We start from the raw sequence: 25,517 nt of genomic DNA, 5'->3' as shown, positions 1-25,517 counted from the left end.
GCACCAGGAACGCGTTGATGTCATCCAGCGTAAAAGCCACCTTCACGAACGAAATCAGCGGGCCGTTGAGCCAGGTGAAGAAGCCCATGATGAAAAACAGCACGCCGATGATCGTCATCGGCAGCAGTGTCGACGTGCGTTGCGCGTCGGCGGTGTACGTGGTGGATGACATGAACACTCCCCGTGGATTACCCGATGCCGACGACTGTCGTGCGACACCGCTGTGCCGACCTTTATTGTCCTCAAGGCATAACGTTGTCAATCGATGGTGAAGAAAGTCCCGCGGCAACATGCGTCATCCGACCACGTCCAGACCTTGCATGTGGTGCGTTGCAGCACCTTCGCAAGTAGGTCTTTCGGCACGGTGGCACTAAGAAATATGTATTGTAACTCAAATGCTTAAATGGTTTGGTCTGTAGCCATGTGCCGGGGCGTCCCGCATCGCCGCAAACGCCGTTTGAAGGCATTCTTTACGACCTGTTGACAGCGTTGTCATTCGTGACCAGACTCCGCCAACAAAGACGTGCATGGGACGGGCACTACGGACTTCGTAGGACGGGCACGGCGAAAACATGAAGGAGGGGGCGTGGCTCAGGCTGTCGTACGTGGCAATGCGCAAACGATGTCATCACCGGAATCGGCCTTTCTGGCCGCCGATGTCGGTGGCACGCATGCGCGCATCGGGCTGGTTAGCCCGCGGCCGGATGGCCATCGCCCCGTTACGTTGCTGGAATACCGCCGCTACGCCTGCGCCGAATGGCCCAGCCTGACCGCGGTGCTGAAAGATTTCGTCTCGCAGCTCAGTGCCGGCACGCATGTCGAACAGTGCGCGGTGGCCAGCGCCGGTTATGTGCTGGGTGACGCCATCGTCAACGACAACTTGCCGTGGCCGGTGTCGATTCGGGATATCCGTGAATCACTCGGCATCGCCAAGCTGGCAGTGATCAATGATTTCGAAGCGGTGGCTTACGCCACGCAGTTCATGACCCAGGCCGATACGGCGCCGGTGATCGAAACCAGTGCGCCGCAAGTTGAAGGACCGGTGCTGGTGATGGGGCCGGGTACCGGTTTGGGTTCTGCCGTGCTTTTGCCGGGCAGGCCACACGCTACCGTGTTGGCCACCGAAGCCGGCCAGGTCGCACTGGCGCCCGGCAATGAGCTGGAGATAGAAATTCTGCGCCTGCTGGCACGCGATCGCGCACACGTTTCTTTCGAACATGCACTCTCGGGCCCTGGCCTGATCAATCTCTACCACGCCATCTGCACGCTGCGCGGCGCGACGCCGGGCCTGCAGATGCCGTCGGACGTTACGCGCAGCGCATTGGAGCGTTCCGATGCAGCCGCCGTTGAAGCACTGAATGTGTTCTGCGGATTGCTGGGCAGTTTCGTTGGCGATCTCGTGCTGCTGTACGGCGCACGCGGCGGGGTGTTTCTCGCAGGCGGCATCCTGCCGCAGATCCGCGAGCTGTTGCTGGCGAGCACCTTCGCCGAGCGCTTTTTCAACAAGGGCGTGATGCGCCCTTTCTTGCAACAAGTACCTGTACGACTGATGGAGCACGGCCAGCTCGGGGTTATCGGCGCTGCTGGCCTGTATTTGGACGCTCAGCACACTCATTGACGAGTGCGCGTAGGTAGTAACAGAGAACGAGGTTAATTGAACCCAACCGGGCGCAAGCCCATAGCCATACAGCACGGGCATGCCGCGAACATTTTCCGTAGCTGAAACGCCTCTGAGGGGAGGAAGCCATGTCACATCGCAAGACCCTGCTTGCCGCGAGCATTTTCGCCGGCCTATGTCTGTCCGGTGCGCTACACGCACAGGACACGACGCAAACGACGACGACCAGTAATGGCGTCGGCGCGTTGACCAGGAGCCAGGACACCGCCCAGAACAGCGGGAGCAGTGCAGCCAATGCCAAGCAGCTGGCTACGGTCACCGTCACCGGTATCCGCGCCAGCTTGCAGGCGTCGATGGATACCAAGCGCAACGCTGACGCCATTGTCGATGCGATTACCGCCGAAGACATCGGCAAGTTCCCGGCCACCAACGTCGCCGAAGCACTGGCGCAGGTTCCGGGCGTCACGCTTGACCGCAGCATTCCGGGCACCCAGCGCGTCAGCATCGACGGCATGGATCCGAGCCTCAACGTCAGCCTGTTGGACAACCACCCGGTCGCGCAGGCGATCTGGTTGTTCGGTGACAACCCGAACCGTGGCTTCAACTACTCGCTGCTGCCGCCGGAAATTCTCGGCCAGCTCGAAATCATCAAGAGCCCGGAAGCGCGCATCGTCGAAGGCAGCCTTGGCGGCACCGTGCTGATGCACACCGTGCAGCCGCTTGACGTGCCGGCCAATACGCTCAGCGGTTCGTTCGGCTCCAACTACAACGACATGGTCGGCAACCAGCGTCCCAACGGCTCGGTGTTCTATTCCTGGCACAACGCCGACAAGACCTTCGGTGTCGACTTCTCCGCGCAGCACTATGAGGAGTTCACCTCGCGCGAAGGCATGGAGAACTACGGCTACAGCAGCGTGGCTTCGGTCAATGCCGCTGCGAAGGCGGCGGGCAATAATGCCATCCAGAACGAAATCAACGCCGGCCTGATCAAGCCGTCCGACCAGATCCCGAACGAGCTGAGCGCGGCGAACTTCCAGCAGACGGAAAAGCGCAACAGCTTGCTGGTCAATCTGCAGTATCGGCCGAACCAGAGCTTCGAAAGCACCTTGAGCCTGCTGTACATGAAGGACGGGCTCAACAACACCAACCAGTCGATGTATCCGTGGGCGACCAACCAGCCCGGCGGCATCACGTCGCTGACCGAGGGTCCGAACGGCATCATCGTCGCCGGCACGTCGGTCGGTACGCCTTGCTACAACACCACCACCTGCAAGAGCACCGCATCCACCTTCTCCGATAACTACGCGCGCGAGTCGATGGTCAGCACCAAGGGTGTGGACTGGAAGGGCACGTTTTATGGCGATGGCTGGCGTCTTGGCGCACAGCTGGGTGTGAGTTCGTCGCGCAACCCGATGGAGTCCTTCATCAAGGAGCTCTATTACGGCGGCGGCTTCTCCTGGAACATCAACAACGGCGCCCAGTTCACCAACCCGTCCACGGCCAACAACCCCAACTACTGGGCGGACAATGGCTGGGGCGGCAACGAGGAAACCAGCCTCTACAAGGCCCGCGATACGTACGGCCAACTTGATTTCGGCAAGGACTTCGACGGCTTCTTCAACGAGCTGCTGGTCGGCGTGCGCTATGCCAGTCACTGGGAAAGCCAGGTGGAAAACGCCTTCACCGGCCCGCAGCAGCTGACCTTGGATGAAATCGGCTATGGCGGCCTGACGGATCTGTCCGGCATGTCTGCTCTGGGGCTTAGCGAGAGCTTCGTCACCCACGTGCAGACCCTTGGCTTCAATGCGATCAAGGATGCGGTGCTCAGCACGCCCGGCTTCGGCCAGGCCAAGGATGCGAACGTCTACTTCGACAACACCTGGGCGGTGCAGCAGCAGAACAAGGCTGCTTATGTGCAGGCGAACTTCGGCAACGACGACGTACACGGCAACCTCGGCATCCGCTTCGTGGACACGCAGTTCACCTCGTCCGGCTACAACGTTCCGGGCTACTGCGCATCGGCTGATACGTTCGACTGTAACTTCGGACCGGGCTTTGGCTGGGTGACGTCCAATACGTCGTTCACCAACTGGCTGCCGGCTGCCAACATCGCCTGGAATGTCACGCAAGACTTCATCTTGCGCGCAGCGGCGTCGGAGACCGTGTCCTACGCGCCGTACAACCAGTTGGCGCCGTATTTCGAGGCCAACGACACCGTGTTGACCGCCACCGCCGGCAACCCGGATCTGAAGCCTTATCGTTCGGCCAACTTCGACGCGTCGGCAGAGTGGTATTTCAATAGCGAGTCGGTGTTCGCCGCGTCGGTGTTCTACAAGGACGTGCTCAACTACATCGTCAACGCAGCGACCTACCAGGATCGCGTCAATGGTTCCTGGACTTTGCCGGGCTATCTGCAGAGCGAAGGCAATGCGCAGATCGCCGCCGGTCTTTGCACCACCTCGGGCATCTGCCAATACGACGTGACCGCGCCGATCAACGGCGGCCGCGCCAAGGTCAAGGGCGCCACCTTGAGCTATCAGCAGGCCTTCGGCGACAGCGGCTTCGGCGCACGCGCGAACTACACCTACTCCGATGCCCGTACGGCCAGTGGTGGTTGGCTGCCGTACAACTCGAAGAACTCCTACAACATCGGGCCGTACTTCGAAAAGGGACCGTACAGCGCCAGCGTGTCGTACAACTATCGTGACGACTATCTGGCAGGCGGTTACGTCGCGGGTGCCCCGTCGACCTACGTCGACGGCTTCAAGGAGCTGGATGCATCCGCGGGCTATCAGATCAGCAAGAACTTCTCGGTCAGTCTGAACATGCTGAACCTGCTCAATGCCAAGTACTACGCGTACCTGGGCAGCAAGACGCAGCTGTCCGAGGAGTATGTGACGGGCCGTCAGTTCGAGCTCGAAGCGCACTTCAAGTTCTGATGTAAAGCAAACGCATTTCTTCCCCGCCAAGGACCTGGCGATCTTGCCAGGTCCCTTTTTTTCCGGGCGGGGAAGTTAAGGATGCTCTGATCTATTCCACGTACCCGTCACCGCACCGTATGCACGCCTCACGGCAACTCAGCGACGAAGGCAGACTGGCTGTATGTCGAGACGTTGAGTTGCCGTGAGGCGTGCATACGGTGCGGCCCCAACATCTTGAATGTTAAAGGGCCGGGTGACGTTCAGAAGGCCCGCAGGCTGTGCCGCGCAGCTTGAACAGACAGCCAGTCTGCCCTGCGCCGCGCAACACAGCCTGCGGGCCTTCTGAACGTCATGCCGGGTGCGTGGAATAGATCAGAGCATCCTTAAGGCGCTATCTATCCCCAGCGCCGGCAATGCCGGCGTTGTTGTGTAGCTCGCAGGAGTGGTTGCATGAAGTCTGTCGTGCAGTTCGCTTTGGTTTGCCTGGGTTTGATCGCTGCGCAAGGATGGGCCGCACAACCCAAGGTGCTGGTCGATCAGGTTGGCTATGAGGCGCGGGCCATCAAGCAGGCGGTCGTGGCGGCAGACGCGGGGCAATCCCTGCATGCTTTTCAGATCATCGATGCCAGCACCGACAAGCCGGTGTTCTCCGGCAGCCTGCAGGACACCGGTCCGGTCGCGAAATGGGGCAGCCAGCACTACTGGCGCGCGGATTTCTCATCGCTGAAAACACCTGGGCGCTATTACCTGGTGCTCAAAGATGGCGGCACCTGCATCCGTTCCGACGAATTCCTGCTGCAAGACGACGTGCTGGAGCGCAACACGCTTTCCAACGTCATCTACTACTTCAAAGGCCAGCGCGCGAGTGGCCTGATGGACCAGGCTGATCGCCATCTTGCGCGGCCTGATGGCAAGCCAGGCACGCTCGATATTCACGGCGGCTGGTACGACGCCACCGGCGACTACGGCATCCATCTATCGCACCAGAACCTCACTTCCTATTTCAATACGCAGCAATTGCCGCTGGTGGTGTGGAGCCTGTTGCGCAGCTATCAGCAACTGGATGCGCGGCATGATCAAAACTTCAGCCAATATATGCGCCGCCTGCTCGACGAGGGACTGTTCGGGGCGGATTTCCTGGTGCGCGACAAGCGTCCCGACGGTTCGTTCTACCAGTCGATCGATGCGCCCGGTCCCGGCAAGCTGCCGCAGGATCGCGTGATCGGCGATCCCAACTGGCGTACGCAGATCAAGCGCAACGCCAATGACACCACCCAGCAGGCGGTGCCGGCACACGGTCCGCATGGCTATGAGACAAGTTTCCGCGCGGGCGGCGGCATGGCGATTGCTGCGCTGGCGCTCGCCAGCAGCATGGACGCCGACGGCGATTTCACGCGCCAGGATTATCTGCGCGCTGCCGAAGATGCTTATCGCTTCCTGGATGCGCATAACAAGGAGTTGATCAACGACGGTGTGGAAAACATCGTCGACGACTATTGCGCCTTGCTGGCGGCCACCGAGTTGTATCGCGCGACCCACGACGAAGCATGGCGTCAGGCGGCGCGGCATCGCGCTGAAAGCCTGATGGCGCGTTTGACCACGCATGGCGGCCAGCAGGATTACTGGCGTGCCGACGCCGGTACGCGTCCGTTCTTCCATCCGACCGATGCGGGATTACCGGTCGTGGCCTTGCTGGAATACGCCGGCATTGCCACACCGGATCAGCAGCAGGCCGTGCGCGACACGGTAAAGCGTTCCCTGGGCTATGAATTACGCGTTACCGATGAGGTCAATAATCCCTTCGGTTATGCGCGGCAGCTGGTGCGCATGGGTAACGGCACGGTGCGCACGGCGTTCTTCTTCCCGCACGACAGCGAAGCCGCGCCGTGGTGGCAGGGTGAAAACGCGCGCCTGGCGTCACTCGCCGCAGCGGCACGCATGGCCGCGCCCTTGTTCAAGGATGACGCGGTGTTCCACGCGCAGCTGGAAACCTACGCATGGGATCAGCTGCACTGGATTCTCGGCCGCAATCCGTATGACACCAGCATGTTGATGGGTAGCGGCCAACGCAACGCGCAGTACATGTACTTCCGGTCTTATGAATACACCAGTGCGCCGGGCGCCATCATCAATGGCATTACCGCGGGCTTGAATGATGAGGATGGCATCGCCTTCAACCTTGGCTATGCTCAGACCGGCCGCGACGATGACTGGCGCTGGACCGAGCAATGGCTGCCGCACGCTGCGTGGTATCTGTACGCAGTCAGTCTGCCGCATGATTAAGAATCACAATAACGGGATGTGTTGATGAGACTCGCAAGCTTTCTTCTCTGCCTGGTTCTATGCGGCATCGCCCAGGCGTCGCCGGTCTCGTTGATTCCCATGCCGGCGCAGGTCAAGCTCGCGCAGGGCTCGTTCAAGGTGGACGGCGGCACGCTCGTGGTTATTCCTGCGCACGACGCCGCGACCCGGCAATCGGCGGAATATCTGGTCGATCTACTCGGACGCACGCGTGGTCTGCATTTGAAAATTACCGAAGGCGATGCGGCGGATAACGCCATCGTGTTCCGGCGCGATCCAGTGGCGAAAGCAGAGCACGCCGAAGCCTACGCCCTCGATGTCTCCGCGCACGGCATTCGTGTCGATGCAGCTGACGACGCCGGCATGTTCTATGGCGCCGTCACGCTATGGCAATTGCTCACGCCGGATGCGCAGCAGGGTGCGGCGCAGGTACAAGCCATGCACATCAGTGATTGGCCCCGGTTTACCTGGCGCGGCTTGATGCTCGACTCGGCGCGGCATTTCCAGTCGGTTGACGAGGTGGAGCAACTGCTCGACCAAATGGCGCAGCACAAACTCAATGTGTTGCATTGGCATCTCACCGACGACCAGGGCTGGCGTATCGAGATCAAGCGCTATCCGGAACTGACCCGGGTCGGCGCATGGCGCACGCCGCCCGATGCGGGCCATGACGGCGAGCCTTCGCGCTATGGCGGCTTCTATACCCAGGATCAGATCCGCCAGGTCGTGGCCTATGCCGCAGTACGGCATATCACCGTGGTGCCGGAAATCGACATGCCCGGCCATGCCCAGGCCGCCGTGGCCTCGTATCCGCAGATCGGCGTCACCGGCCAGCGTCCGCCGGTCTCCGTGGATTGGGGCGTGAATCCCTATCTGTACAACGTGGACGACGCCACCTTCCAGTTCATCGACAACGTGCTCGATGAAGTGATGGCGCTGTTCCCCTCGCACTACATCCATGTCGGCGGTGACGAGGCGATCAAGGATCAATGGAAAGCTTCGCCGGCGATCCAGGCCAAGATCCGCGCGCTGCACCTGAAAGACGAAGATGCGCTGCAGGGCTGGTTTATCGGTCGCATCGGCAGTTATCTGTCGGCGCACGGCCGCCGCCTGATCGGCTGGGACGAAATCCTGGATGGCGGCGTACCGGCGGATGCGACGGTGATGTCATGGCGCGGCACGGATGGTGCGATCAAGGCAGCCAAACTGGGTCACGACGTAGTGATGTCACCGTCGCCGGATCTCTATTTCGACAGTGTGCAGAGCGACTTGCCGGATGAAGCGTCCGGCCGTATCCCGGTGCGCGACCTGGCCAGCATCTATGCATTCAAGCCGATTCCGGCAACGTTGAGCGCGGCGCAGGCAGTGCATGTGCTGGGCGCGCAGGCGAACGTGTGGACGGAACACCTGCCGAGCATGCAGCACGTCGAGCATGCGGTGTTCCCACGCATGGATGCGCTGAGCGAGATCGTCTGGTCGCCGGCGTCGGCGCTTAATTGGAACGGTTTCCTGTCGCGCCTGCCGGCGCAATTCGCGCGCTACAACGTCCAGAAGATCGACTACGCCGATACTGCGTTCGAGGCCAATATCCAACTGGATGCCAACGCGGCATTGAAGCGTGGCGCGGCGACGGTGAAGCTGTCGAATCAGGCCGGTTATGGCGAGATCCATTACACGCTGGACGGCAGTGTGCCGGACGTGCACACGCCGCTTTACAGCAAGCCATTCAATGTAAAGCTTCCTGCCACGATCGCTGCAGCCACGTTTGCGCATGACGGTAGTCTGCTTGCTGCTGTGCGCACTCGCGTACTTGATCGAGCAAGTCTGTTGAGCCGGGAAGGCGTGGAGCTGCCCAATTGCCCAGGCAGCGATTTCCGTCTCCGCGTGCAGCCCATGCCGGATGCCACCAGCATGGCGCCGGTGTACGCGGTGAATGTGTTCGATGCCTGCCAGCAATTTCCGTCGGCGCCGCTCGATGGCATCACGGCGGTCCATGTCGATGCGGTGCGTCTGGAGCGTAACTACGCACTTGCGCATGATGTGAAGCTGGTGGTCTCACGTCCGCACCCCACCCCATTTGGCGAACTGGTGGTGCATCAGGATCGCTGCGATGGGCCGGTCGTGGCCAGCATGCCTTTGCCCGATCCGAAAACGAGTGGCCGGCGCTTTGTGCTTGATGCAACGCTCGCCCCCCAGCACGGCGAGCACCTGCTTTGTTTCATCTATACCGCGCCAACCGACGGAGCCTTGTATGCGCTGGCGCGCGTATCGCTGGTTGCCGGCAACAAGACTGCAAGCACGCCGTGAATGTGCCCTGTGCGAACCGCGTTGGCTTTACTCCAGCGCGGTAAGTTCCCACTCCGAAACGTTTGAAACACTGAGGCCGCACGCAACGCTGCAAGGCCCGGTTATGATCGACGGACAGATTTGCAGGGGAGGCTGCATGTCCGTCGTTTCTTCTACTCCCGCGTCAAGCGCGGTTACCGGCTTGTCCGTGCTGATTCTCGTCGCTGCGGTGGGCGCCGTCGTGGGCTCACTGGCAACGAGTGGCGCTGCGGATGCATGGCATTGGCTGCACTGGCTGTGCAAGCCATTGGCTACCGTGCTGGTCCTTGTTATGGCGTGGCGTGCGGCACGTCCGGTGTCGCTTGCTTATCGGCGCCGGATCGTTGCCGGCTTGGTTTTTTGCCTGCTTGGCGATGTCTTGCTGATGCTGCCGCGCGATTTATTCGTGCCGGGCCTGGTGAGTTTTCTGCTCGCGCATGTTTTGTTCATCGCAGCATTCAGCAGCGATGTCCGTTTCGCCGCGCGCGGATGGCCGTGGCTGGCATGCCTGGCGTACGGCGCAGGCATGATGTTTTTGTTATGGCCGGGTGTAGCGGCGGGGTTGCGTATTCCGGTCATCCTGTACGTTTTCGTGCTGGCGAGCATGACCGGGCAGGCGCTGGGACGGGCGTTCTGGCTGCATGCACAGCGCGATAGCCGGGCGTTTTCGGCGCGTTACGCGGCCGCCGGCGCCGTACTGTTCATGGCCAGCGACAGCCTGCTTGCCTGGGATCGTTTTCACGCTGCGCTGCCCTGGGCGGCGCTGTATATACTGGCGACGTACTACGCCGCGCTATGGCTGATCGCGGCGTCGGTCGATGGCGGCGTGGCGGATTCAAAAGGCGGGCAAGGCTGAGATGATCACTCCCGAACGCATCATGGCCTGGGCGATACCAGGTTTCTTTGTACTGATCGGCATCGAGCTGCTGGTGGCCAAGTGGCGCAAGCGCGAGGTGTATTACAGCAACGATGCGATCAACAGCCTTGGCCTGGGCACCATCTCGCAGGTCGTCGGCGTGTTCACCAAATTGTTCGCGATCGGCATCTACGGCTGGTGCGTCACGCATCTTGCGCGGTGGAGCTTGCCGGCAGACAGCGTATGGGTGTGGATCAGCGGCTTGCTGCTCTACGATCTTTTGTACTACTGGCTGCACCGCCTCGGGCATGAAGTGAACGTGCTGTGGGCGGCGCACGTGGTGCACCATCAGAGCGAGAGCTACAACCTCACCACCGCGCTGCGTCAGACCGGCAGCGGTTTCCTGCTGGGCTGGCTGTTCTATCTGCCGATGGCGCTGCTCGGTTATCCCACCGAAGTGTTTGCAGTCATCGCGCTGATCGATCTGCTCTACCAGTTCTGGGTCCACACCGAAGTGATCGGTCGTCTGGGCTGGTTCGATCGCGTGTTCTGCTCGCCGTCCAACCATCGCGCGCATCACGCGGTGAACGATCGTTATCTCGACCGCAATTACGGCGGCATTCTGATTATCTGGGATCGCCTGTTCGGCAGCTTCGTCGAAGAGAATGACGAGGACCCGCCGATCTACGGCACCCGCTCGCCGCTGCAAAGCTGGAATCCGTTGTGGGCGAATGTCGAGGTGTATTGGGCGATGCTCAAGGACAGCTGGCATGCGCGCAGCTGGCTGGACAAGCTGCGCGTATGGATCAAGCCGCCGGGCTGGCGTCCGGCGGATGTGGCGGCGCGCTTTCCCAAGGCGGATTTCGACATCACCCATGCACGCTACAACCCATCGATATCGCTGGCGCTGAAGCTGTACTGCCTGGCGGCTTTTGGCGTGCTATTGCTGATCGGCGTCAACTTCCTGGGCGTGGCGCCCAAGCTGGAACTGGTCCAGGCTGCTCCTTACGCGGTCTATCTGGTCTTCAGTCTGTGGACGATCGGCTTGCTGATGGAGGGGCGCGGCATCGGCCTGTGGCTGGAATTGCTGCGCAATGTGGGTACGGCGGCAGGTGTCGGGTTGACCGGGCGCTGGTTTGGCGACGTCCAACTCGATCCGCGCATGGTTATCGCGGTGGTCGCGCTATTTGCCGTGAGTGCAGTGGCTGTGCTCGGTGTGGCCGGATACCAGCGGCATCATGGCAGCACCGCGCGCGCAGCCTGGGGCAGGTCCGGGTAGGTTGGGTTAGCGCAGCGTAACCCAACGGTGTTTGTCGCTTCGATGGAATTCCGTTGGGTTACGCTGCGCTAACCCAACCTACCCCAACCTACCCAACCCACGCCAGGCGGCGCTTCCGGGATATGCCAGCGCTCAGCCAAACCGCACTGGTTCGCATTAACCTCAGCGATAACATTTAAACAACGGTTTGGGCTGGCTTGCGCGCGCTGCGCCGGCCCCAGAGATTTCGCTTGACCGTTCCGCTCCAAGTCGCATAGTTAGAGCCAGGCGACCCGCCTGACGCTCATGTCATGAAACAAGGTCGGCGGGCTGCTTGGCTGCCGGCTGCAATGTTCACTCCGAAGGAGAATGACAATGAGCATGCGATTCACAACACTTTTCGAGAGACGCAGGGACGAACAAATCCTGCTTGCCCGCGTGCTGCTGATGGGCCTGTTTGTGATCTTCGGCTGGGACAAGCTGACGAATTTTTCGGGGACGGCCGCGTACATGGAATCCATGGGCCTGCCGCTGCCAACCTTCGCGGCTTTCAGCGCACTGGTCATGGAATTCTTTGTCGGGCTTGCCATCCTGATCGGCTACTACACGCGGCCGCTCGCCCTGCTGCTGGCACTGTATACGGTGATCACCGCTTTTATCGGGCACCGGTACTGGAACATTGCCGATACCGATGCCGCGCACATCGAAACCATGATCAACTTTTACAAAAACATGAGCATCGTCGGCGGCCTGCTGCTGTTGTGCATCCTCGGACCAGGCAAGTATTCCGTGGACAGGCGTTGATCCGCGCGTAGGTCGGGTTAGCGCAGCGTAACCCGACAATCCCTGGGTCCTAGGCGATGCAGCATTCGAGGTCCGGTGGATCATTTTTGTCGGGTTACGCTGCGCTAACCCGACCTACGCGCTGCACAAGGGGCGTTGCGACCACGCGACCGAGCAGTCCTGAAATAAGCACAAGCGATCCCGCAGGCGTGCTTCCTCCTGCGGATCAGTATGAATTATTCCCCGTCAGTATCAGCAGGCTTGCCGTCACGCTCCCCATGACGGCGGCGCTGTACGCATCGGTATGTTCACGCGCGGGCGATACGCCGGTATAGCTGCGATGCAACATGCCGATACAGCGAAAAGCGCCGGATTGGCCGTGCAACTGCCGCGCTTTCGCTATCATCCGGCCTTTGTTTGCATGTGCGGGGAGAGGCTGATGAGTTTTCTGAGCAGGATGCTGCGCCACAAATCCGTCGAGCAGTTGCAGACGGAGGCCGGCCGGCGTGGTGATTTTCGGCGGGTGCTCGGGCTGTGGCAGCTCACGGCGATCGGCATCGGCGGCATCATCGGCGTGGGCATTTTTGTGCTCGCCGGTCAGCAGGCCGCGATGAATGCGGGCCCGGCGGTGGCCCTCAGCTTCATCATCGCCGGTTTCGGCAGTGCCTGCGCAGCGCTGTGCTATGCGGAATTCGCCGGACTGATTCCAGTCACCGGCAGCGCCTACACCTACGGTTACGCCGTGCTGGGCGAATTCGTCGCCTGGGTCATCGGCTGGGACCTGCTGCTGGAATATGCGCTGGTAGTGGCGGTGGTGGCGATTGGCTGGTCCGGCTATGTGCAGGTGCTGTTGGCCTCGGCCGGCATCCATCTGCCGGAATGGGCGCAGCAGAGCATGAGCGCACAGACCATGGAGTACTACCTGCAGCAGCTGTTCGGCGTGCATGGCGCGCAGGCAATTGCCGCTCCCAGCGACGGTCATCGCTTCAATGTCATCGCCGCCTCCGTGTCGTTGCTGGTGGCTGCGCTGCTTACCATCCGCACCGAGTGGGGCGCACGTTTCAACACGCTGGTGGTGACGATCAAGGTGATCGGCGTGCTGCTGGTGGTGGGTGTCGGCGCGTTCTATGTGCACACGGCGAACTGGCAGCCTTTCATTCCTGCGCGCGTGATCGATGCGCAAGGCGTCGGGCACTTCGGCTGGGCAGGTGTGCTGACCGGCGCCAGCGTGGTGTTCTTCGCAGTGTTTGGTTATGACACGCTGACCACGGCAGCCGAAGAGGCCAGGCATCCGCAGCGCGATCTGCCGCGAGCGGTGTTGCTGTCGCTGGCGGTGGCGATGGTGCTGTATATCGCCGTGTCGCTGGTGCTGACCGGCATCACCCCGTACAGCCATCTGGGCGGCGATGCGTCGGTCTCCGATGCGTTCGAGTCGATCGGCCTGCACTGGCTGAGCGTCACCATTGCGGCAGCGGCGGTGATCGGCGTGACCAGCGTGTTGTTCGCCTTCATGCTGGGCGCGGCACGTATCTGGTTTGCGCTGGCGCGTGACGGCTTGTTGCCTGCCTGGTTCGCGCATATCCATCCGCGTTTTGGCACGCCGGCGCGGCCTACGGTGATCCTCGGCGTATTCACCGCCGTAGTGGCGGGTCTGTTGCCGATCGGCGAAGTGGCCGAGCTGGTGAACATCGGCACACTCAGCGCCTTCATCATCATCTGCACGGCGGTGCTGGTGCTGCGGGTGCGCAAGCCGCATGTGCAGCGCAGTTTCCGCGCACCGGCGTTGGCACTGGTCGCGCCGCTGGGCGTGCTGTTTTCCTTGCTGCTGATCTTCGGCGTGCCCCTGCGCGATGGCGACGGCTGGCACCTGATCGGCGGCCTGCCGTGGATCACCTTCCAGCGCTTCATTATCTGGATGGGCGTGGGCTGCCTGGTGTACTTCGGCTATGGCATGCGGCATAGCCGGCTGGAGCGGGAACAGCAGTAAGCAAGGGTGAGCAACGGGTAGATGCCGCGGCGCTGGCAGCTTTCGATGCGCTTACGAGCTACCCGTTGCTCACCCTGCCATCCGGGCTTGTCCTGGCATGACCTCTGGCAGGGGTAGCGGGCTGGGGCCTTGGCTCTAACATGAGCCGGTGTTTGTTTGACCAGCGCTAGTTGCCAACTTGCTGTCGCGGAATTCCGTACAGACAGCGCCTGCCCGGAGTCACCTGTGAAATTTCATCCGATGCGTTTGAGCCTGATCGCCACCGCGGTGTTCGCGGCCTGTTCCTGGTCGGCCATGGTGGCCGCGCAGTCCGATTCCACCCCTCCGCCGACGCTGGTCGATCAACCGTATCCAGGGATGCTCACGGTCAATGTCGACCTGACCGACGCAGGCAAGCGCATCTTCCGTTCGCATGAAACGATTCCGGTCAAGCCCGGTGCGTTCACGCTGTTTTATCCGCAGTGGATTCCTGGCGAACACGCGCCTTCCGGTCCGGTGGAAAACGTTTCCGGCCTGATCATCCGCGCGAATGGCAAGCAGCTGCCGTGGCGCCGCGACCTGCGCGACATGTACGCCATTCACCTGGATGTGCCGCAGGGCACCAGCCAGCTTGATCTGGAATTCGAATTCCTTTCGCCCGGTGATGGCGAGGGCAGCAACTTCGGCGCCAGTGCTTCGTCCACGCCGGACCTGGTCGACATGGAATTCAATCAGGTCGCGTTCTATCCGGCCGGTTACTACACACGCCAGATCCAGATCCAGCCCACGGTGCAGCTGCCGCAGGGATGGAAATTCGGCAGCGCGCTGGAGGTCGACAGCCAGTCCGGCAACACCACCCATTTCAAGCCGGTGAGCTTCAACAACTTCGTCGACTCGCCGTTGATTGCCGGTGCGAATTTCAACCGCGTCGATCTCACGCCTGATGGCGGCGCGCCGGTGCATCTGAATGTGGTGGGCGATGCCGCCAAGGATGTGCAGCTCAACGCCAAGCAATTGGAACAGCAGCGCAAGGTGGTCACGCAGACCAACCTGCTGTTCGGCGCGCATCACTACGGTCATTACGATTTCCTGCTGACCTTGTCCGATCACACCGGTCACTTCGGCCTGGAGCATCATCAGTCCAGCGATGACCGCCTGCCGGCGGACTTCTTCACCGACGACGACATGCATCTGGTCACCGCCAGCCTGATGCCGCACGAATTCGTGCATTCGTGGAACGGCAAATTCCGCCGTCCCGCCGATCTGTGGACACCTAACTTCAACGTACCGATGCAGGATGACCTGTTGTGGGTATATGAAGGCCTCACCGATTACTGGTGCGGCATTCTTACCGCGCGCGCCGGCCTGTGGACGCCGGATCAGTATCGCGATTCGATCGCCAATATCGCCGCCGAAATGACCTACCGCACCGGCCGCGCCTGGCGCTCCCTGCAAGACACGGCGGACGCCTCGCCGCTGACCTATTACGGTTCGGAAGGCTGGAGCAACTGGGTCCGCGGCGTCGATTTCTATCCCGAAGGCCAGCTGCTGTGGCTGGACGTCGATACCAAGATCCGCGAACTCAGCGGTGGCAAGCGTTCGCTGGATGATTTCGCGCATGCCTTCTACGGCATGGACAACGGCAGCTACGTCACCAAGACCTACACCTTCGACGACGTGGTGAACACGCTCAACCAGGTGCAGGCGTTCGACTGGGCGAAATTCCTGCGCGATCGCCTCGACTACACCGGCGACCAACTGCCCGAGCACGGCATCGAGCGCGGCGGCTGGAAGCTGGTGTTCGACGACAAGCCGAATCCGGAAGAGAAGGCCTGGGAAGGCATCCGCCACAGCGCCAACTTCGCCTATTCGATCGGCCTGATCGTGAATCAAAGTGGCCATATCAACGATGTGCAATGGAACGGTCCCGCCTTCGCGGCCGGCCTGGTGCCGGGTCTGAGCATCGTCGCCGTCAACGGTCGTGACTTCTCCACCGATGCGCTGAAGGACGCCATCGTCGCCGCGAAAACCTCGCAGGCGCCGATCGAGTTGCTGATCAAGAACGTCGATCAGTACAACACGGTGAAGGTGGATTACCACGGCGGGCTGCGTTATCCGCACCTGATACGCGCGGATGGCAAGGATCTGATCGGCGCGATCGTGGCGCCGCGTAGCAAATAACGCCGCACCCGCACGGCAAAGCAAACGGCCGCCTCGAGGCGGCCGTTTTTGTAGGTGCTATGCAGCACACGCGTAGCCGGCCGAGTCTGCTCCAGTGGAAACTCCGTCACATAAAAAGCAAGAAAATTCGTGTCAAGTGCCGCAAGGGGTCAAGGCGTCAACTTTTTGGCCGATATAGATCCCGTCAGGCGGAGTCGTTCCGCCCACGCCGGCGGGTGAGAGGGGCTTATGGGGCAATTCTGGAAGCGACTGTTCGTGCGCGAGGAGCCGAAAGAACGTCCGCGTTTCAACGTGGTACTGCCCTGGCCGGAAGATGCTGCGCCAGCCGAGCAGTCGCCGCCGGCGTTGAGCAGTGCCGATGTCCAGGACTGGTTTTATCGCCTGGTGCTTGGTATGCCCGGTTCCGAGGCGGTCGAACTCAGGTCGCCCGAGCAGGTGATGCTCAGGCGCCTGGATGAGCTGTGCGGTGGCGATCGTTTCGATATCACCAGCCTGCCGCGCCTGCCGGAAGTGTTGCCGCAATTGCTGCGCCTGCTGAAGAGTGACAACTCCGACGGCACCAAGGTCGCCAAGCTGATCGGGCGCGATCCGGTGCTGGTGGGCGAAGTGATGCGGGTCAGCCGCAGCGCGCATTACCGCACGGCCAAGCCGATCAGCAGCCTGCAACATGCGGTCGTGCTGCTGGGTCACGACGGCCTGCGCCGGATGGTGACGCAGCATGTGATGAAACCGATCCTGCAGGCTACGGCCGGCATGCTCGGTCATGCCGCCGGCCAGCGCCTGTGGGATCACGCCGAGCGTTGCGCGCACGTCAGCATGTACCTGGGGAAAGGACATGGTGATCCGTTCGAAGCGTACCTGGCGGGTGTCGTGTGCAATGCAGGTGTCGGCGCCATGGTGCGCGTGCTGGATCAGGAGGCACCGCCGACGCTGGGCGTGTTTAGCCGCAACTTCCTGATGCAGTACGTGAGCATGGCCAACCACCTTACCTTGCGCGCGGCACGGCACTGGGAATTGCCGCCGAATGTGATCGAATCGCTGCGCGAACGGCTGGAGTCGCGCGCCAGGCCGCCGACCACCGAGCTGGGCAATGCATTGCTCGCCGCCGATCACCTGGCGATGATCCAGATGCTGGCGGACAACCATGTGATCGATCGGGGTACGCCACCGGCGCAGACCCGCCTGGATCGTTTGCCGGATGTGTTGGTGGATCGCGCACAGCAGGAGTTGCGGCGGGTGTTTCGTCAGCACGACGGCTACGTGGGTTGAGAGTCACCCGTTATGTAAATCATCAGTTGGTAGGTTGGGTTAGCGCAGCGTAACCCAACGATGGTTATCGCTTCGATGAAGATCCGTTGGGTTACGCTGCGCTAACCCAACCTACCCAACCGTCGCGTGGTCAATGTTGCATCGGGCTGCGAGGTTCGATGTGGTGGCGCTTCTCCAAATGCTCCAAGGCCTCACCAATCAGTCTGCTGATGAGCTGGAAGGTGAGTTGCATTTCCCAGCGGGGAATCATCACGGTGCCATCTTCGTCGGTGTGCGACTCCTCGTCGCTGCCGACGTTCGACATGATCATCAGCAGGTGCTGAAGGTTTTTTAGTTCGATGTAGTTGGTAGGTTGGGTTAGCGCAGCGTAACCCAACGATGGTTATCGCTTCGATGAAGATCCGTTGGGTTACGCTGCGCTAACCCAACCTACCCAACCGTCGCGTGGTCAATGTTGCATCGGGCTTCGAGGTTCGATGTGGTGGCGCTTCTCCAAATGCTCCAAGGCCTCACCAATCAGTCTGCTGATCAGCTGAAAGGTGAGTTGCATTTCCCAGCGGGGAATCATCACGGTCACGTTTTCGCTGGTGGGCGCGTCCTCGTCGCTGCCGACGTTCGCCATGATCAACAACAGGCGCTGGAGGTTTTTCAGTTCGTCGTACTCTTCGGCGGACAGCAGATAGTGACGTGACCCGCACGGGTCATCGTAGGTGCCTTGCATCGGTATGCTCCACGGGTTTAGGTCGCCCGCGCATTGCGCGCGGGCGAAGGGACTGCAGGAAAAAATCCTGCTCGTTTCAGCGGAATGGCCAACTTCCGCTAGGACGATTACCCACTTGGGCCCGACGCCGCGCAGTCTGAGCGGCGGTGAAGTAGCGCTAATGTCGGCGTGGCGGGGTCACGCGTAGGCGTGCGTGCCGTAAAATCGGGGATAACCATGGTGAACTTCCATTGAGTTTGTTATGGCCAGCGGATCGTTTGGGGTGCAAGCCCAGGCGATCCGCGCTACTTCTCTAGTGTCGGGCGTGTCGTGGTCATCGCTGGGATGGGCACGCCCGACACGCATACGATTGCATAAGCAAGATCGATGGTGTTCAAGAAGGGGCGAAATTTTCGCAACGGAAAATTCGCCGCGCCCGCGCCTTGCTCCCTCTCCCCTCCGGGGAGAGGGTTGGGGTGAGGGGCTGCGCTTGCGGGGAAATTCGGAGCCGCGTCGATGTTTCTTTGCAGGCTCGTCGCGAGATTGACCCCTCACCTCAGTCCTCTCTCCCACAGGGACTAGCTTTGCGTCGCCCGGAGGGTAGAGGAAGAAAAGCAGATTGCGTTTCTTTGGAGGCTCATCGCGAGGTTGGCCCCTCACCTCGGTCCTCTCCCCGGAGGGGAGAGGAGGAAAAGCATTAGGTGCTCAGTGCGTACGCTGCTCAGCAAACGAGTAGACCTGATCCGCCCACTGCGTAGCGGCGAAATACGCACCAGCCATCTTGCGGATGTTCTGCGGCTGCATCTGCGCCGATTGAATGTCGCCGGCTTCCCAGGCGTAGATCTGGCCAAGCAACGGCGCGAACGGGCCGCGATCTTCCACCAGCGCTTCGCGAATTTCCGGTGCGAGCGGCAAGTGGCTCAGCACGAATTCCATCGGTGCACACAGCAGGGTGTCGAGCAGGGAGAGCAGGCCGGCCATGAAGGCCATGTCCTGCTGTTCGGTGGACATCCCATGCGCGAGCTTTTCGCACATGTGTGCGCGGATCAACGCGGCGCGCAGCAGTTCCGGCGGGCGGTCATCCATGCTGCTGAGCGCCATGGTGTTGATCCAGTTGCGCATGCGCGCTACGCCGAAGAAGATCGCCGCCTGCTGGATCGATTTCAGCTGGCGCGGCAGGGCGAAATAGGCGGAGTTCACGCAGCCGAGCAGCTTGTAGCTGAGCACGGCGTCGTCGCGGATGATTTCGCCAAGTTCCACCGGGCCTGCATTGTTTTCCTGCAGCGCGCTCATCAGGCGCAGCAGGCTCAGGCGGCTGGGGGTTAGCACCGGTACTTCGATCTGTTGCGGTACCAGCAGGTAACGGCCCTGGATCGCATGGAACGGCAGATTCTTGCAGCGGCCGTAGGTGACATGGTCGTCGACGTTACCGGCGATCACGCCGAGTCCGCGTTCGAACAATTGCTTGCAGCGTGCGGCCAGCGTGTCGGCATCCAGCGCCTTGGCGTCGATGCGCACGTAGCGCGCAAGGCGCAGCAGCGGTTCGAGCGGGCCGTGCGGTTCGTGGGCGCTGGGATCGAGATCGCCCAGATCCAGCATCATCGAGCAGTTGCGCAGCGCGAGCTGTTGCAGGCGTTGCAGCAGGGCGGCGTCGCGCACCTGGAACGGATCGATGATCACGCCCAGGCGCGGCGTGTGCGAGAGCACGTCGGTCTGTTCCAGCAGCAGGGAGCGCGGCAGGCGCATGAAGGCGCGATTGCCGCGGACCAGTCGGGTAATCGCGCCATCGGTTATGCCGGAGAGCACGCCGTCGAGCAGGGTGGTGTCGGCGTCGGTGCCGGCGCCCTGGCGGTAGAACACCAGTTCGTAGGCGAACAGTTCTTCGTCGCGATCAAGCATCGGGCTGCGCACCACCGGCAGCAGCATGTCGCTAAGCGCGCTGGTCGCTTCCATGCTTGACGGTGTGGCTGTCGCGGGGGCGGAAACTGTACTCGTCGTCATGATATCGATACCGGGCGGGGTGAAGCGACTACCGTGACGCGGGCAGCGTGCCCGACGCACGAGGGATAACGTTGGTCAGGCTTGGGCTAACGTCACTGAACGATGCGTCCCCTGGAACGCGCCGCTCGGGTTGTAGGTACCCACTTGGGCATCCGTGCCGGTCAGTACGGACAGGGCGCGGCGTACCTGATTCAAGCGCTGGCCGACAAGCGCGCCATTGCGCTGGTTCTTGTCGCGGCAGGCGGCCAGTGATTTCAACAGTTCGCGCCAGGTGGGTTCGGCTTGCGCGGTGGCTTCGACGGAGGTGCTGCACAGGTGCAGGCGTTCCACATCCAGTTGCTCAAGCCGGCGCATCAGCATCTGCTTGGCTTCACCCGCGCGGTTGAGCGCTTTGGCGTCGGCGCTGGTGAGCGCATCGCGCTCCTCGTCCAGAACGGCGATCAGTTGCGCGAGGGTCGCGCCCATTTCGTCCAGGACGGTGCGCACCGCGGCACCGAGTTCGGCCTGCAGATTCGGGCTCATAGCATTACTTCGTACCGCTGATCTGGCTTTCCAGCGACGTCAGTCCAGCGGCGATGGCGTTCGGGTCGACTTTGTAGGTGCCGGCCGCCAGCTGCTTCTGGATCTGTTCGACACGTGCGGTATCGACCGGACTGTCGGCGCTGCTGGCCTGTTGCAGGGCGCGGGCCGAGTCGGTCAGGTTGACACTGTCGTTGGCCTGCGGCGCGGCGCTGTTGCCGGCCTGGGCCGTCGTCGACGCCTGGCTGGCGCTGCTGTCCGTGCTATTGGTGGCGAGCGGGAGCTGCGGCAATCCGTTTGACGATATGGTCGTGTTCATAGCCCTTGGAGTTCTCTGTTTCGATGAGCCCTGTGAGAGGTATCGGCGTCCCCCGGAAAAACTTTAAGCCTGCCGATTACCTAAGTATGTCTGCTCGCCATGCGTTAAGGCAGGGCCTGTACCTGCCCGGCTCCCACCACGATTCCGTCAATGATTCGCCCCGAGTCGCCGTTGCGTACCCGCAAGTGTGCCCCGGTATCGCCGCCATCCAGGGCCATGCCGGAGGTGCGCACCTCGATGCCGTCCAGATCGGCGATCAGGGATACCTCTTCCCCGGCCTGCACGATCTGGCGGCCGTTGAGGTCGCCCGGCTCCAGTACCACGCCGGCCATCAGCGGCCTGTCCAGTGAATGGCCGGTGATCTGGTCGAGGCTTTCTATATAGCCGTAGCCCAGCCGGGTGATGTCACGTTCTTCGGTGTGCACATCGGCCGGGCCGGCGATGTCGCCGCGGGCCAGTGGACGGCTGGTCACCAGCACCTGACGGAACACCTGCATCTGTACCGGGATCTGGATAGTCCAGCCCGGGTTGCCCTGGCAGCTGACCGCTACCGCGACTCGCGATGGCGTGCCCTGGCGCATGGGCAGGCGGGTCTGCAAGGCATGTGAGCAACTGGCCAGACGCAGCCGCGCATTGAGCGGCGTCGGCGTGATCACCACCCGGCTGCCGGCGCCGCCGTACTGCGTGCGCACGGCCTGTTCGGCGGCGGCGCGCAATTGCTCGGGAGCGGTGTCGGCGATGGCGGTATTCGCGACGATGAGCAACGCAAGCAGCACCCACATGCCGCGCTGCTCCCGGCGAGCGGGAGCAGACGTGTTGGCGGTATGCGGATGGGCTTGGCGGAATCTCATGGATGGTCGTCGGCGAGCATGGTCGACAGCTGATTGTTGATGGCTTCGCGCTCGCTTTCGAACTTGCCGGACATCTGCGCCGCCTGATCAAACTGTCCGTTGATCAGCAGTTCCAGGAAGGTGTTGCCGTGTTCCTGCAAACGCGCGGCGGATTCACGCAGGGGTTCGCTGGCCGGATGCTGGTTGTGGCGGGCGGTGAGCCGGTCGAGGCTGCGTTGCAGTACATCGGTGTCGAACCAGCGGCGGTCGAGCGAGGTGGGTTCCTGCAAGGCGAGTTCCATGCTTTGACGCAGGCCCACCACCGATTCGCGCACCGTGAGGCTGAGGCTGGCGATGTCGTTGCCGCTTTCGCCTTCCAGCCAGCTCAGGCACAGGCGATGCGCCAGGGCCGCGGCGCGGTTGAGTGCTTCGCCATGACGACGGGCTTCATAGGCGCGACGCTGCAAGGCGCCCAGGGTTGCCTTGATCGTGGTGGCGCGTACCTGGGCGGCATCCTGCGTTTCGCGCAATGCGCGCAAGCGTTCGCCGGCGCCTTGCAAGACATCGCTGCCATGCTGCAAGGAGCGTTCGGTTTCGTTGATGCCGGTTTGGGCGCGCTCCAGGCGTTGCAGGCCAATTTGCACATTGCCATTCATCTGCAAGGAGAACTCGCCGATGGAACTGGTGACCGTTTCGATTTCCGCCGTGGCCTGGGTGGTTTTTTCCGCCAGCTGCTTCACTTCATCGGCTACCACCGCGAAGCCGCGGCCGGCATCGCCGGCGCGTGCGGCTTCGATGGCCGCGTTCAGCGCGACCAGGTTGGTCTGGTGCGCGATGTCCTGCACGGTGGTGGTCAGGGCGCGAATCTGCGCCACTTGTTCGGTCAGCAGGCTCTGATTCTGGTTCATCGCCGACAAGGCGCTACGCAGCAGGCGCAGCTGGCCGTTCAATTCGGCAACGCTGGCCGTGCTCTGTTCGCCGGTCTTGGCGGCTTGTTCAATGCCGCCCTGTGCCTGTTGCAGGATCGTCGACATCCCGGCGCCGTGCTCCGTCAACTGCCCGGCGCTGTCGCGGCCTTCGCCGATCGATCGCTCAAGCTCCGATTGTTCGCGATGCAGCGTCTGCGCATGGGTCAGCACCAGGCTTTGCTGTTCCAGCGATTGCGGCGCGACCGCTGCCGGCGCACGCGGCGCCAGGCGCGCGAACAATGGCGCGAGCAACCCGGCCGGGACTGGATACTTGCGACTCAGCCTGGCCAGTTCGGCTTCGTTTCCGGCGAGGGCGGCTTGCGTCAGGGCGGCCAAATGCTGGCTGCGGATCAGGCTCATAGGCGAAGCAATTCCATTCGTGGTTTCCCAGACATCGGCGGGAATGATCGAAAGTTGAGGAAGCAAGTGATGTGCCACTGGGTGAAGAGTTGGGAGAGAGGAGTGAGGAGTAAGAGGGGGTGTCGTTGTGCTCAAGCTGTGGGGTGGGGTGCCGATAACTTGTGCATATAGGCAAGACAGGACAGGAATGCTCATGAGTGGCGCGGCACTGCTGGACAGCGTGGAGAGTCATACCCGGCTGGCCGGTCACAATCGCGTCGCGATGTTGTTGTTCCGTCTGGGCGATGCGCAGCTGTTCGGGATCAACGTGTTCAAGGTGCGCGAGGTGTTGCGCAGGCAGCCGTTGGAAAAGCTGCCGGGCATGCATGAGCTGCTTGCGGGCAGCTTTGACTATCGTGGCAAGACCATACCGGTGATCGACCTGGGCGCGGCCCTGGGCTATCCGCCGCTGACGGCGGTCGATTCGGCGCATCTGGTGGTGACGGAATTCAGCCGCTCGATGCAGGGTTTTCTGGTGGCGGATTTCCAGCGCATCGTGCATTGCGCGGGCGAATCGCTGGAAGCACCGTCCAGCACGCTGGGTTTTGGCGGCAGGGTGAATGCGGTCACGCGCATCGACGGCCAGCTGATGGCAGTGGTCGATGTCGAGCACGTGCTGGCCAGTATCGATGGCACGGCGGCGGAGGTGTCGCCGCGCATTCAACAGCAGGCCGAGCGGCAGCACCTGTCGCCGCGCCGCATCATGGTGGTGGACGATTCCATCGTGGCGCGCCTGCGCATCGTCAATCTGTTCAAGCAGATGGATATCGAATGCCTGGTCGCGCAGGACGGGCAGGAGGCGCTCGAGCAGCTTAACCAGCTGGCGGCCGGCGACGACGAACAGATCACGGTGGTGCTTTCCGATATCGAAATGCCGCGCCTGGATGGCTATGCCCTGACGCGCGCCATTCGCGAGACGCCTGCGCTGCGTTCGTTGAAAGTTGTGCTGCACAGCTCGCTGAGTGGCGTATTTAATGAGGCACTGGTGCGCGATGTGGGGGCTGATCGTTTTGTTGCGAAGTTTCAGCCGGATTTGCTGGCGAAGACGGTGTTGGAATTGATGGCGTAACTTTGCTCTGCTCCCTCTCCCCTCCGGGGAGAGGGCTGGGGTGAGAGGTCGGGCTTGCCATGGACGCCGTCGTTACAAGGCATCTTCGCTTTGATGTGTCGAGGCTACGCAAGCAAGTGATTCGCAAGAGTGTCCCCTCACCCCAACCCTCTCCCCGGAGGGGAGAGGGAGAAAGGCGCGCCGTCAACAAATTGACGATGCATCCGCCCTCGGCGTGACGTCGGGATTCCGTCCCCCCGCGCCGGGATAACGTCGCCACGCATCGTGCGGCGATGCGTTCAAGTAGCCGCAAATGGCCGCGCCATGCGGTTCCCGCGGCATGGCCGAACCGTGGCATACAACTTGCTCACGACCAACGCAAGCAGTGTTTGCTGCGGGGAGTCCGTCATGAGCAACACCCTCGACAATGTTTTCGGCATGAACAGCCAGGCCCTGGAGGTTTGGCAGCGTCGTTCCGAAGCGATTGCTTCCAACATCGCCAATGCGGATACGCCGGACTATAAGGCGCGCGACGTCGATTTTCGCCAGGTGCTGCAACAGGCCAGCGGCGAATCGTCGAACCTCGAACTGGCCACGCCGTCGCCGGGACAGATCAATCCGGTGCAGCAATCCGCCGATCAGCTGAAGTATCGCGTGCCGCTGCAACCGAGCCTGGACGGCAACACCGTCGATTCGCAGGTGGAGCAGTCGTCGTTCGCCAGCAACATGGTGCATTACCAGGCCAGCCTCAGCTTTATCAACGGCACGATCCAGACCTTGCGCCTGGCCATCAACGGTGGAGGCCAAAGCTGATGTCACTGATGAAGATCTTCGATACCGCCGGTTCCGGCATGGCTGCCGAATCGCTGCGACTCAATACCGTGGCCAGCAACCTCGCCAACGCCGACAGCGTCTCCAGTAGCGCCGATTCTGCTTACAAGGCGAAAGAACTGCTGTTTGCACCGACGCAGGAAAGCGAAGAAGGCTTCGGCGCGTCGGCCGACGCCGAGGTCAACAACGGCGTGCGCATGGTGGGTGTTTCCGAAAGCCAGCAACCGGTGGAATCGCAGTACGAGCCGGGCAATCCGATGGCCGATGAAAACGGCTACGTCTACAGCAGCAACGTCAATCCCATTGATGAACTGGTGAACATGATTTCCGCATCGCGTTCGTACCAGAACAACGTCGAAGTCATGAACACCACCAAACAGCTGATGATCAAGACGATTGATCTAGGTAGCTAATCCGGAGTCCT

21 protein-coding genes are annotated in these 25,517 nt (G+C 61.7%); 13 read left to right on the top strand and 8 right to left on the bottom strand.

From position 1 onward, the window contains the following. The first annotated feature begins 622 nt into the window (after positions 1–622). The 7 genes from glk (at position 623) to ISP19_RS13295 (ending at position 12,083) form a co-directional block, all read left to right on the top strand. On the top strand, positions 623–1,618 hold the full coding sequence (gene glk, locus ISP19_RS13325; RefSeq protein ID WP_204682908.1) for a glucokinase: 996 nt from the start codon (positions 623–625) through the stop codon (positions 1,616–1,618). A 128-nt stretch (positions 1,619–1,746) separates the two neighbouring features. Further along, positions 1,747–4,557 (top strand): TonB-dependent receptor, encoded by a 2,811-nt coding sequence (locus ISP19_RS13320; RefSeq protein ID WP_204682867.1) that lies wholly within the window; start codon positions 1,747–1,749, stop codon positions 4,555–4,557. Between the two features lie 432 nt (positions 4,558–4,989). Next, positions 4,990–6,822: a glycoside hydrolase family 9 protein gene (locus ISP19_RS13315; protein ID WP_204682866.1), complete on the top strand. Its 1,833-nt coding sequence runs from the start codon at positions 4,990–4,992 to the stop codon at positions 6,820–6,822. A gap of 24 nt (positions 6,823–6,846) precedes the next feature. Next, entirely contained in the window at positions 6,847–9,147 is a 2,301-nt protein-coding gene (locus tag ISP19_RS13310) for a beta-N-acetylhexosaminidase (RefSeq protein ID WP_204682863.1), read from the top strand. 136 nt (positions 9,148–9,283) lie between these two features. Further along, positions 9,284–10,021: a lysoplasmalogenase gene (locus ISP19_RS13305; RefSeq protein WP_204682861.1), complete on the top strand. Its 738-nt coding sequence runs from the start codon at positions 9,284–9,286 to the stop codon at positions 10,019–10,021. 1 nt (position 10,022) lies between these two features. Continuing rightward, positions 10,023–11,300, top strand: coding sequence for a sterol desaturase family protein (locus ISP19_RS13300; protein ID WP_204682860.1), 1,278 nt, complete (start codon positions 10,023–10,025; stop codon positions 11,298–11,300). A gap of 354 nt (positions 11,301–11,654) precedes the next feature. Further along, complete coding sequence (locus ISP19_RS13295) at positions 11,655–12,083, top strand: DoxX family protein (RefSeq protein ID WP_239556783.1); 429 nt, start codon at positions 11,655–11,657, stop codon at positions 12,081–12,083. Between the two features lie 205 nt (positions 12,084–12,288). On the opposite strand, the gene ISP19_RS13290 is transcribed toward ISP19_RS13295, so the two are convergent. Then, positions 12,289–12,468 (bottom strand): hypothetical protein, encoded by a 180-nt coding sequence (locus ISP19_RS13290; protein ID WP_204682858.1) that lies wholly within the window; start codon positions 12,466–12,468, stop codon positions 12,289–12,291. 33 nt (positions 12,469–12,501) lie between these two features. Here ISP19_RS13290 and ISP19_RS13285 point away from each other — a divergent pair, with 33 nt between their 5' ends. From ISP19_RS13285 to ISP19_RS13275, 3 genes are all read left to right on the top strand, one after another. After that, positions 12,502–14,049 (top strand): amino acid permease, encoded by a 1,548-nt coding sequence (locus ISP19_RS13285; RefSeq protein ID WP_204682857.1) that lies wholly within the window; start codon positions 12,502–12,504, stop codon positions 14,047–14,049. Positions 14,050–14,274: 225 nt separating this feature from the next. After that, complete coding sequence (locus tag ISP19_RS13280; RefSeq protein ID WP_338082384.1) at positions 14,275–16,209, top strand: M61 family metallopeptidase; 1,935 nt, start codon at positions 14,275–14,277, stop codon at positions 16,207–16,209. Between the two features lie 228 nt (positions 16,210–16,437). Then, positions 16,438–17,478, top strand: a complete 1,041-nt coding sequence (locus ISP19_RS13275) for an HDOD domain-containing protein (RefSeq protein WP_204682856.1) — start codon at positions 16,438–16,440, stop codon at positions 17,476–17,478. A 130-nt stretch (positions 17,479–17,608) separates the two neighbouring features. On the opposite strand, the gene ISP19_RS13270 is transcribed toward ISP19_RS13275, so the two are convergent. The 7 genes from ISP19_RS13270 to ISP19_RS13240 form a co-directional block, all read right to left on the bottom strand. Further along, positions 17,609–17,854 (bottom strand): XAC0095 family protein, encoded by a 246-nt coding sequence (locus ISP19_RS13270; RefSeq protein ID WP_284384604.1) that lies wholly within the window; start codon positions 17,852–17,854, stop codon positions 17,609–17,611. 72 nt (positions 17,855–17,926) lie between these two features. After that, entirely contained in the window at positions 17,927–18,199 is a 273-nt protein-coding gene (locus tag ISP19_RS13265) for an XAC0095 family protein (RefSeq protein WP_204682854.1), read from the bottom strand. Between the two features lie 684 nt (positions 18,200–18,883). Then, complete coding sequence (locus tag ISP19_RS13260; protein WP_239556782.1) at positions 18,884–20,179, bottom strand: EAL and HDOD domain-containing protein; 1,296 nt, start codon at positions 20,177–20,179, stop codon at positions 18,884–18,886. 75 nt (positions 20,180–20,254) lie between these two features. Further along, the gene (locus ISP19_RS13255) at positions 20,255–20,701 is read right to left on the bottom strand and encodes a flagella synthesis protein FlgN (RefSeq protein ID WP_204682853.1); all 447 of its coding nucleotides are present in this window, start codon (positions 20,699–20,701) and stop codon (positions 20,255–20,257) included. 4 nt (positions 20,702–20,705) lie between these two features. Then, positions 20,706–21,017, bottom strand: coding sequence for a flagellar biosynthesis anti-sigma factor FlgM (gene flgM / locus ISP19_RS13250; RefSeq protein ID WP_204682852.1), 312 nt, complete (start codon positions 21,015–21,017; stop codon positions 20,706–20,708). 104 nt (positions 21,018–21,121) lie between these two features. Then, positions 21,122–21,868 (bottom strand): flagellar basal body P-ring formation chaperone FlgA, encoded by a 747-nt coding sequence (flgA, locus tag ISP19_RS13245; protein WP_239556781.1) that lies wholly within the window; start codon positions 21,866–21,868, stop codon positions 21,122–21,124. Further along, entirely contained in the window at positions 21,865–23,175 is a 1,311-nt protein-coding gene (locus ISP19_RS13240) for a methyl-accepting chemotaxis protein (protein WP_204682851.1), read from the bottom strand. Before ISP19_RS13240 ends, flgA begins: the two co-directional genes overlap by 4 nt. A gap of 193 nt (positions 23,176–23,368) precedes the next feature. Here ISP19_RS13240 and ISP19_RS13235 point away from each other — a divergent pair, with 193 nt between their 5' ends. The 3 genes from ISP19_RS13235 (at position 23,369) to flgC (ending at position 25,506) form a co-directional block, all read left to right on the top strand. After that, positions 23,369–24,283 (top strand): chemotaxis protein, encoded by a 915-nt coding sequence (locus tag ISP19_RS13235; protein WP_204682850.1) that lies wholly within the window; start codon positions 23,369–23,371, stop codon positions 24,281–24,283. A gap of 387 nt (positions 24,284–24,670) precedes the next feature. After that, complete coding sequence (gene flgB / locus ISP19_RS13230) at positions 24,671–25,075, top strand: flagellar basal body rod protein FlgB (RefSeq protein ID WP_204682849.1); 405 nt, start codon at positions 24,671–24,673, stop codon at positions 25,073–25,075. Beyond that, the gene (gene flgC / locus ISP19_RS13225; RefSeq protein ID WP_204682848.1) at positions 25,075–25,506 is read left to right on the top strand and encodes a flagellar basal body rod protein FlgC; all 432 of its coding nucleotides are present in this window, start codon (positions 25,075–25,077) and stop codon (positions 25,504–25,506) included. The genes flgB and flgC overlap by 1 nt, the downstream gene beginning before the upstream one ends. Positions 25,507–25,517: the final 11 nt, after the last annotated feature.

The sequence above is a fragment of the Dyella flava genome, assembly GCF_016904955.1.
Lineage (GTDB): Bacteria > Pseudomonadota > Gammaproteobacteria > Xanthomonadales > Rhodanobacteraceae > Dyella_B > Dyella_B flava.
This window is presented reverse-complemented; position numbering and strand designations above follow the sequence as displayed.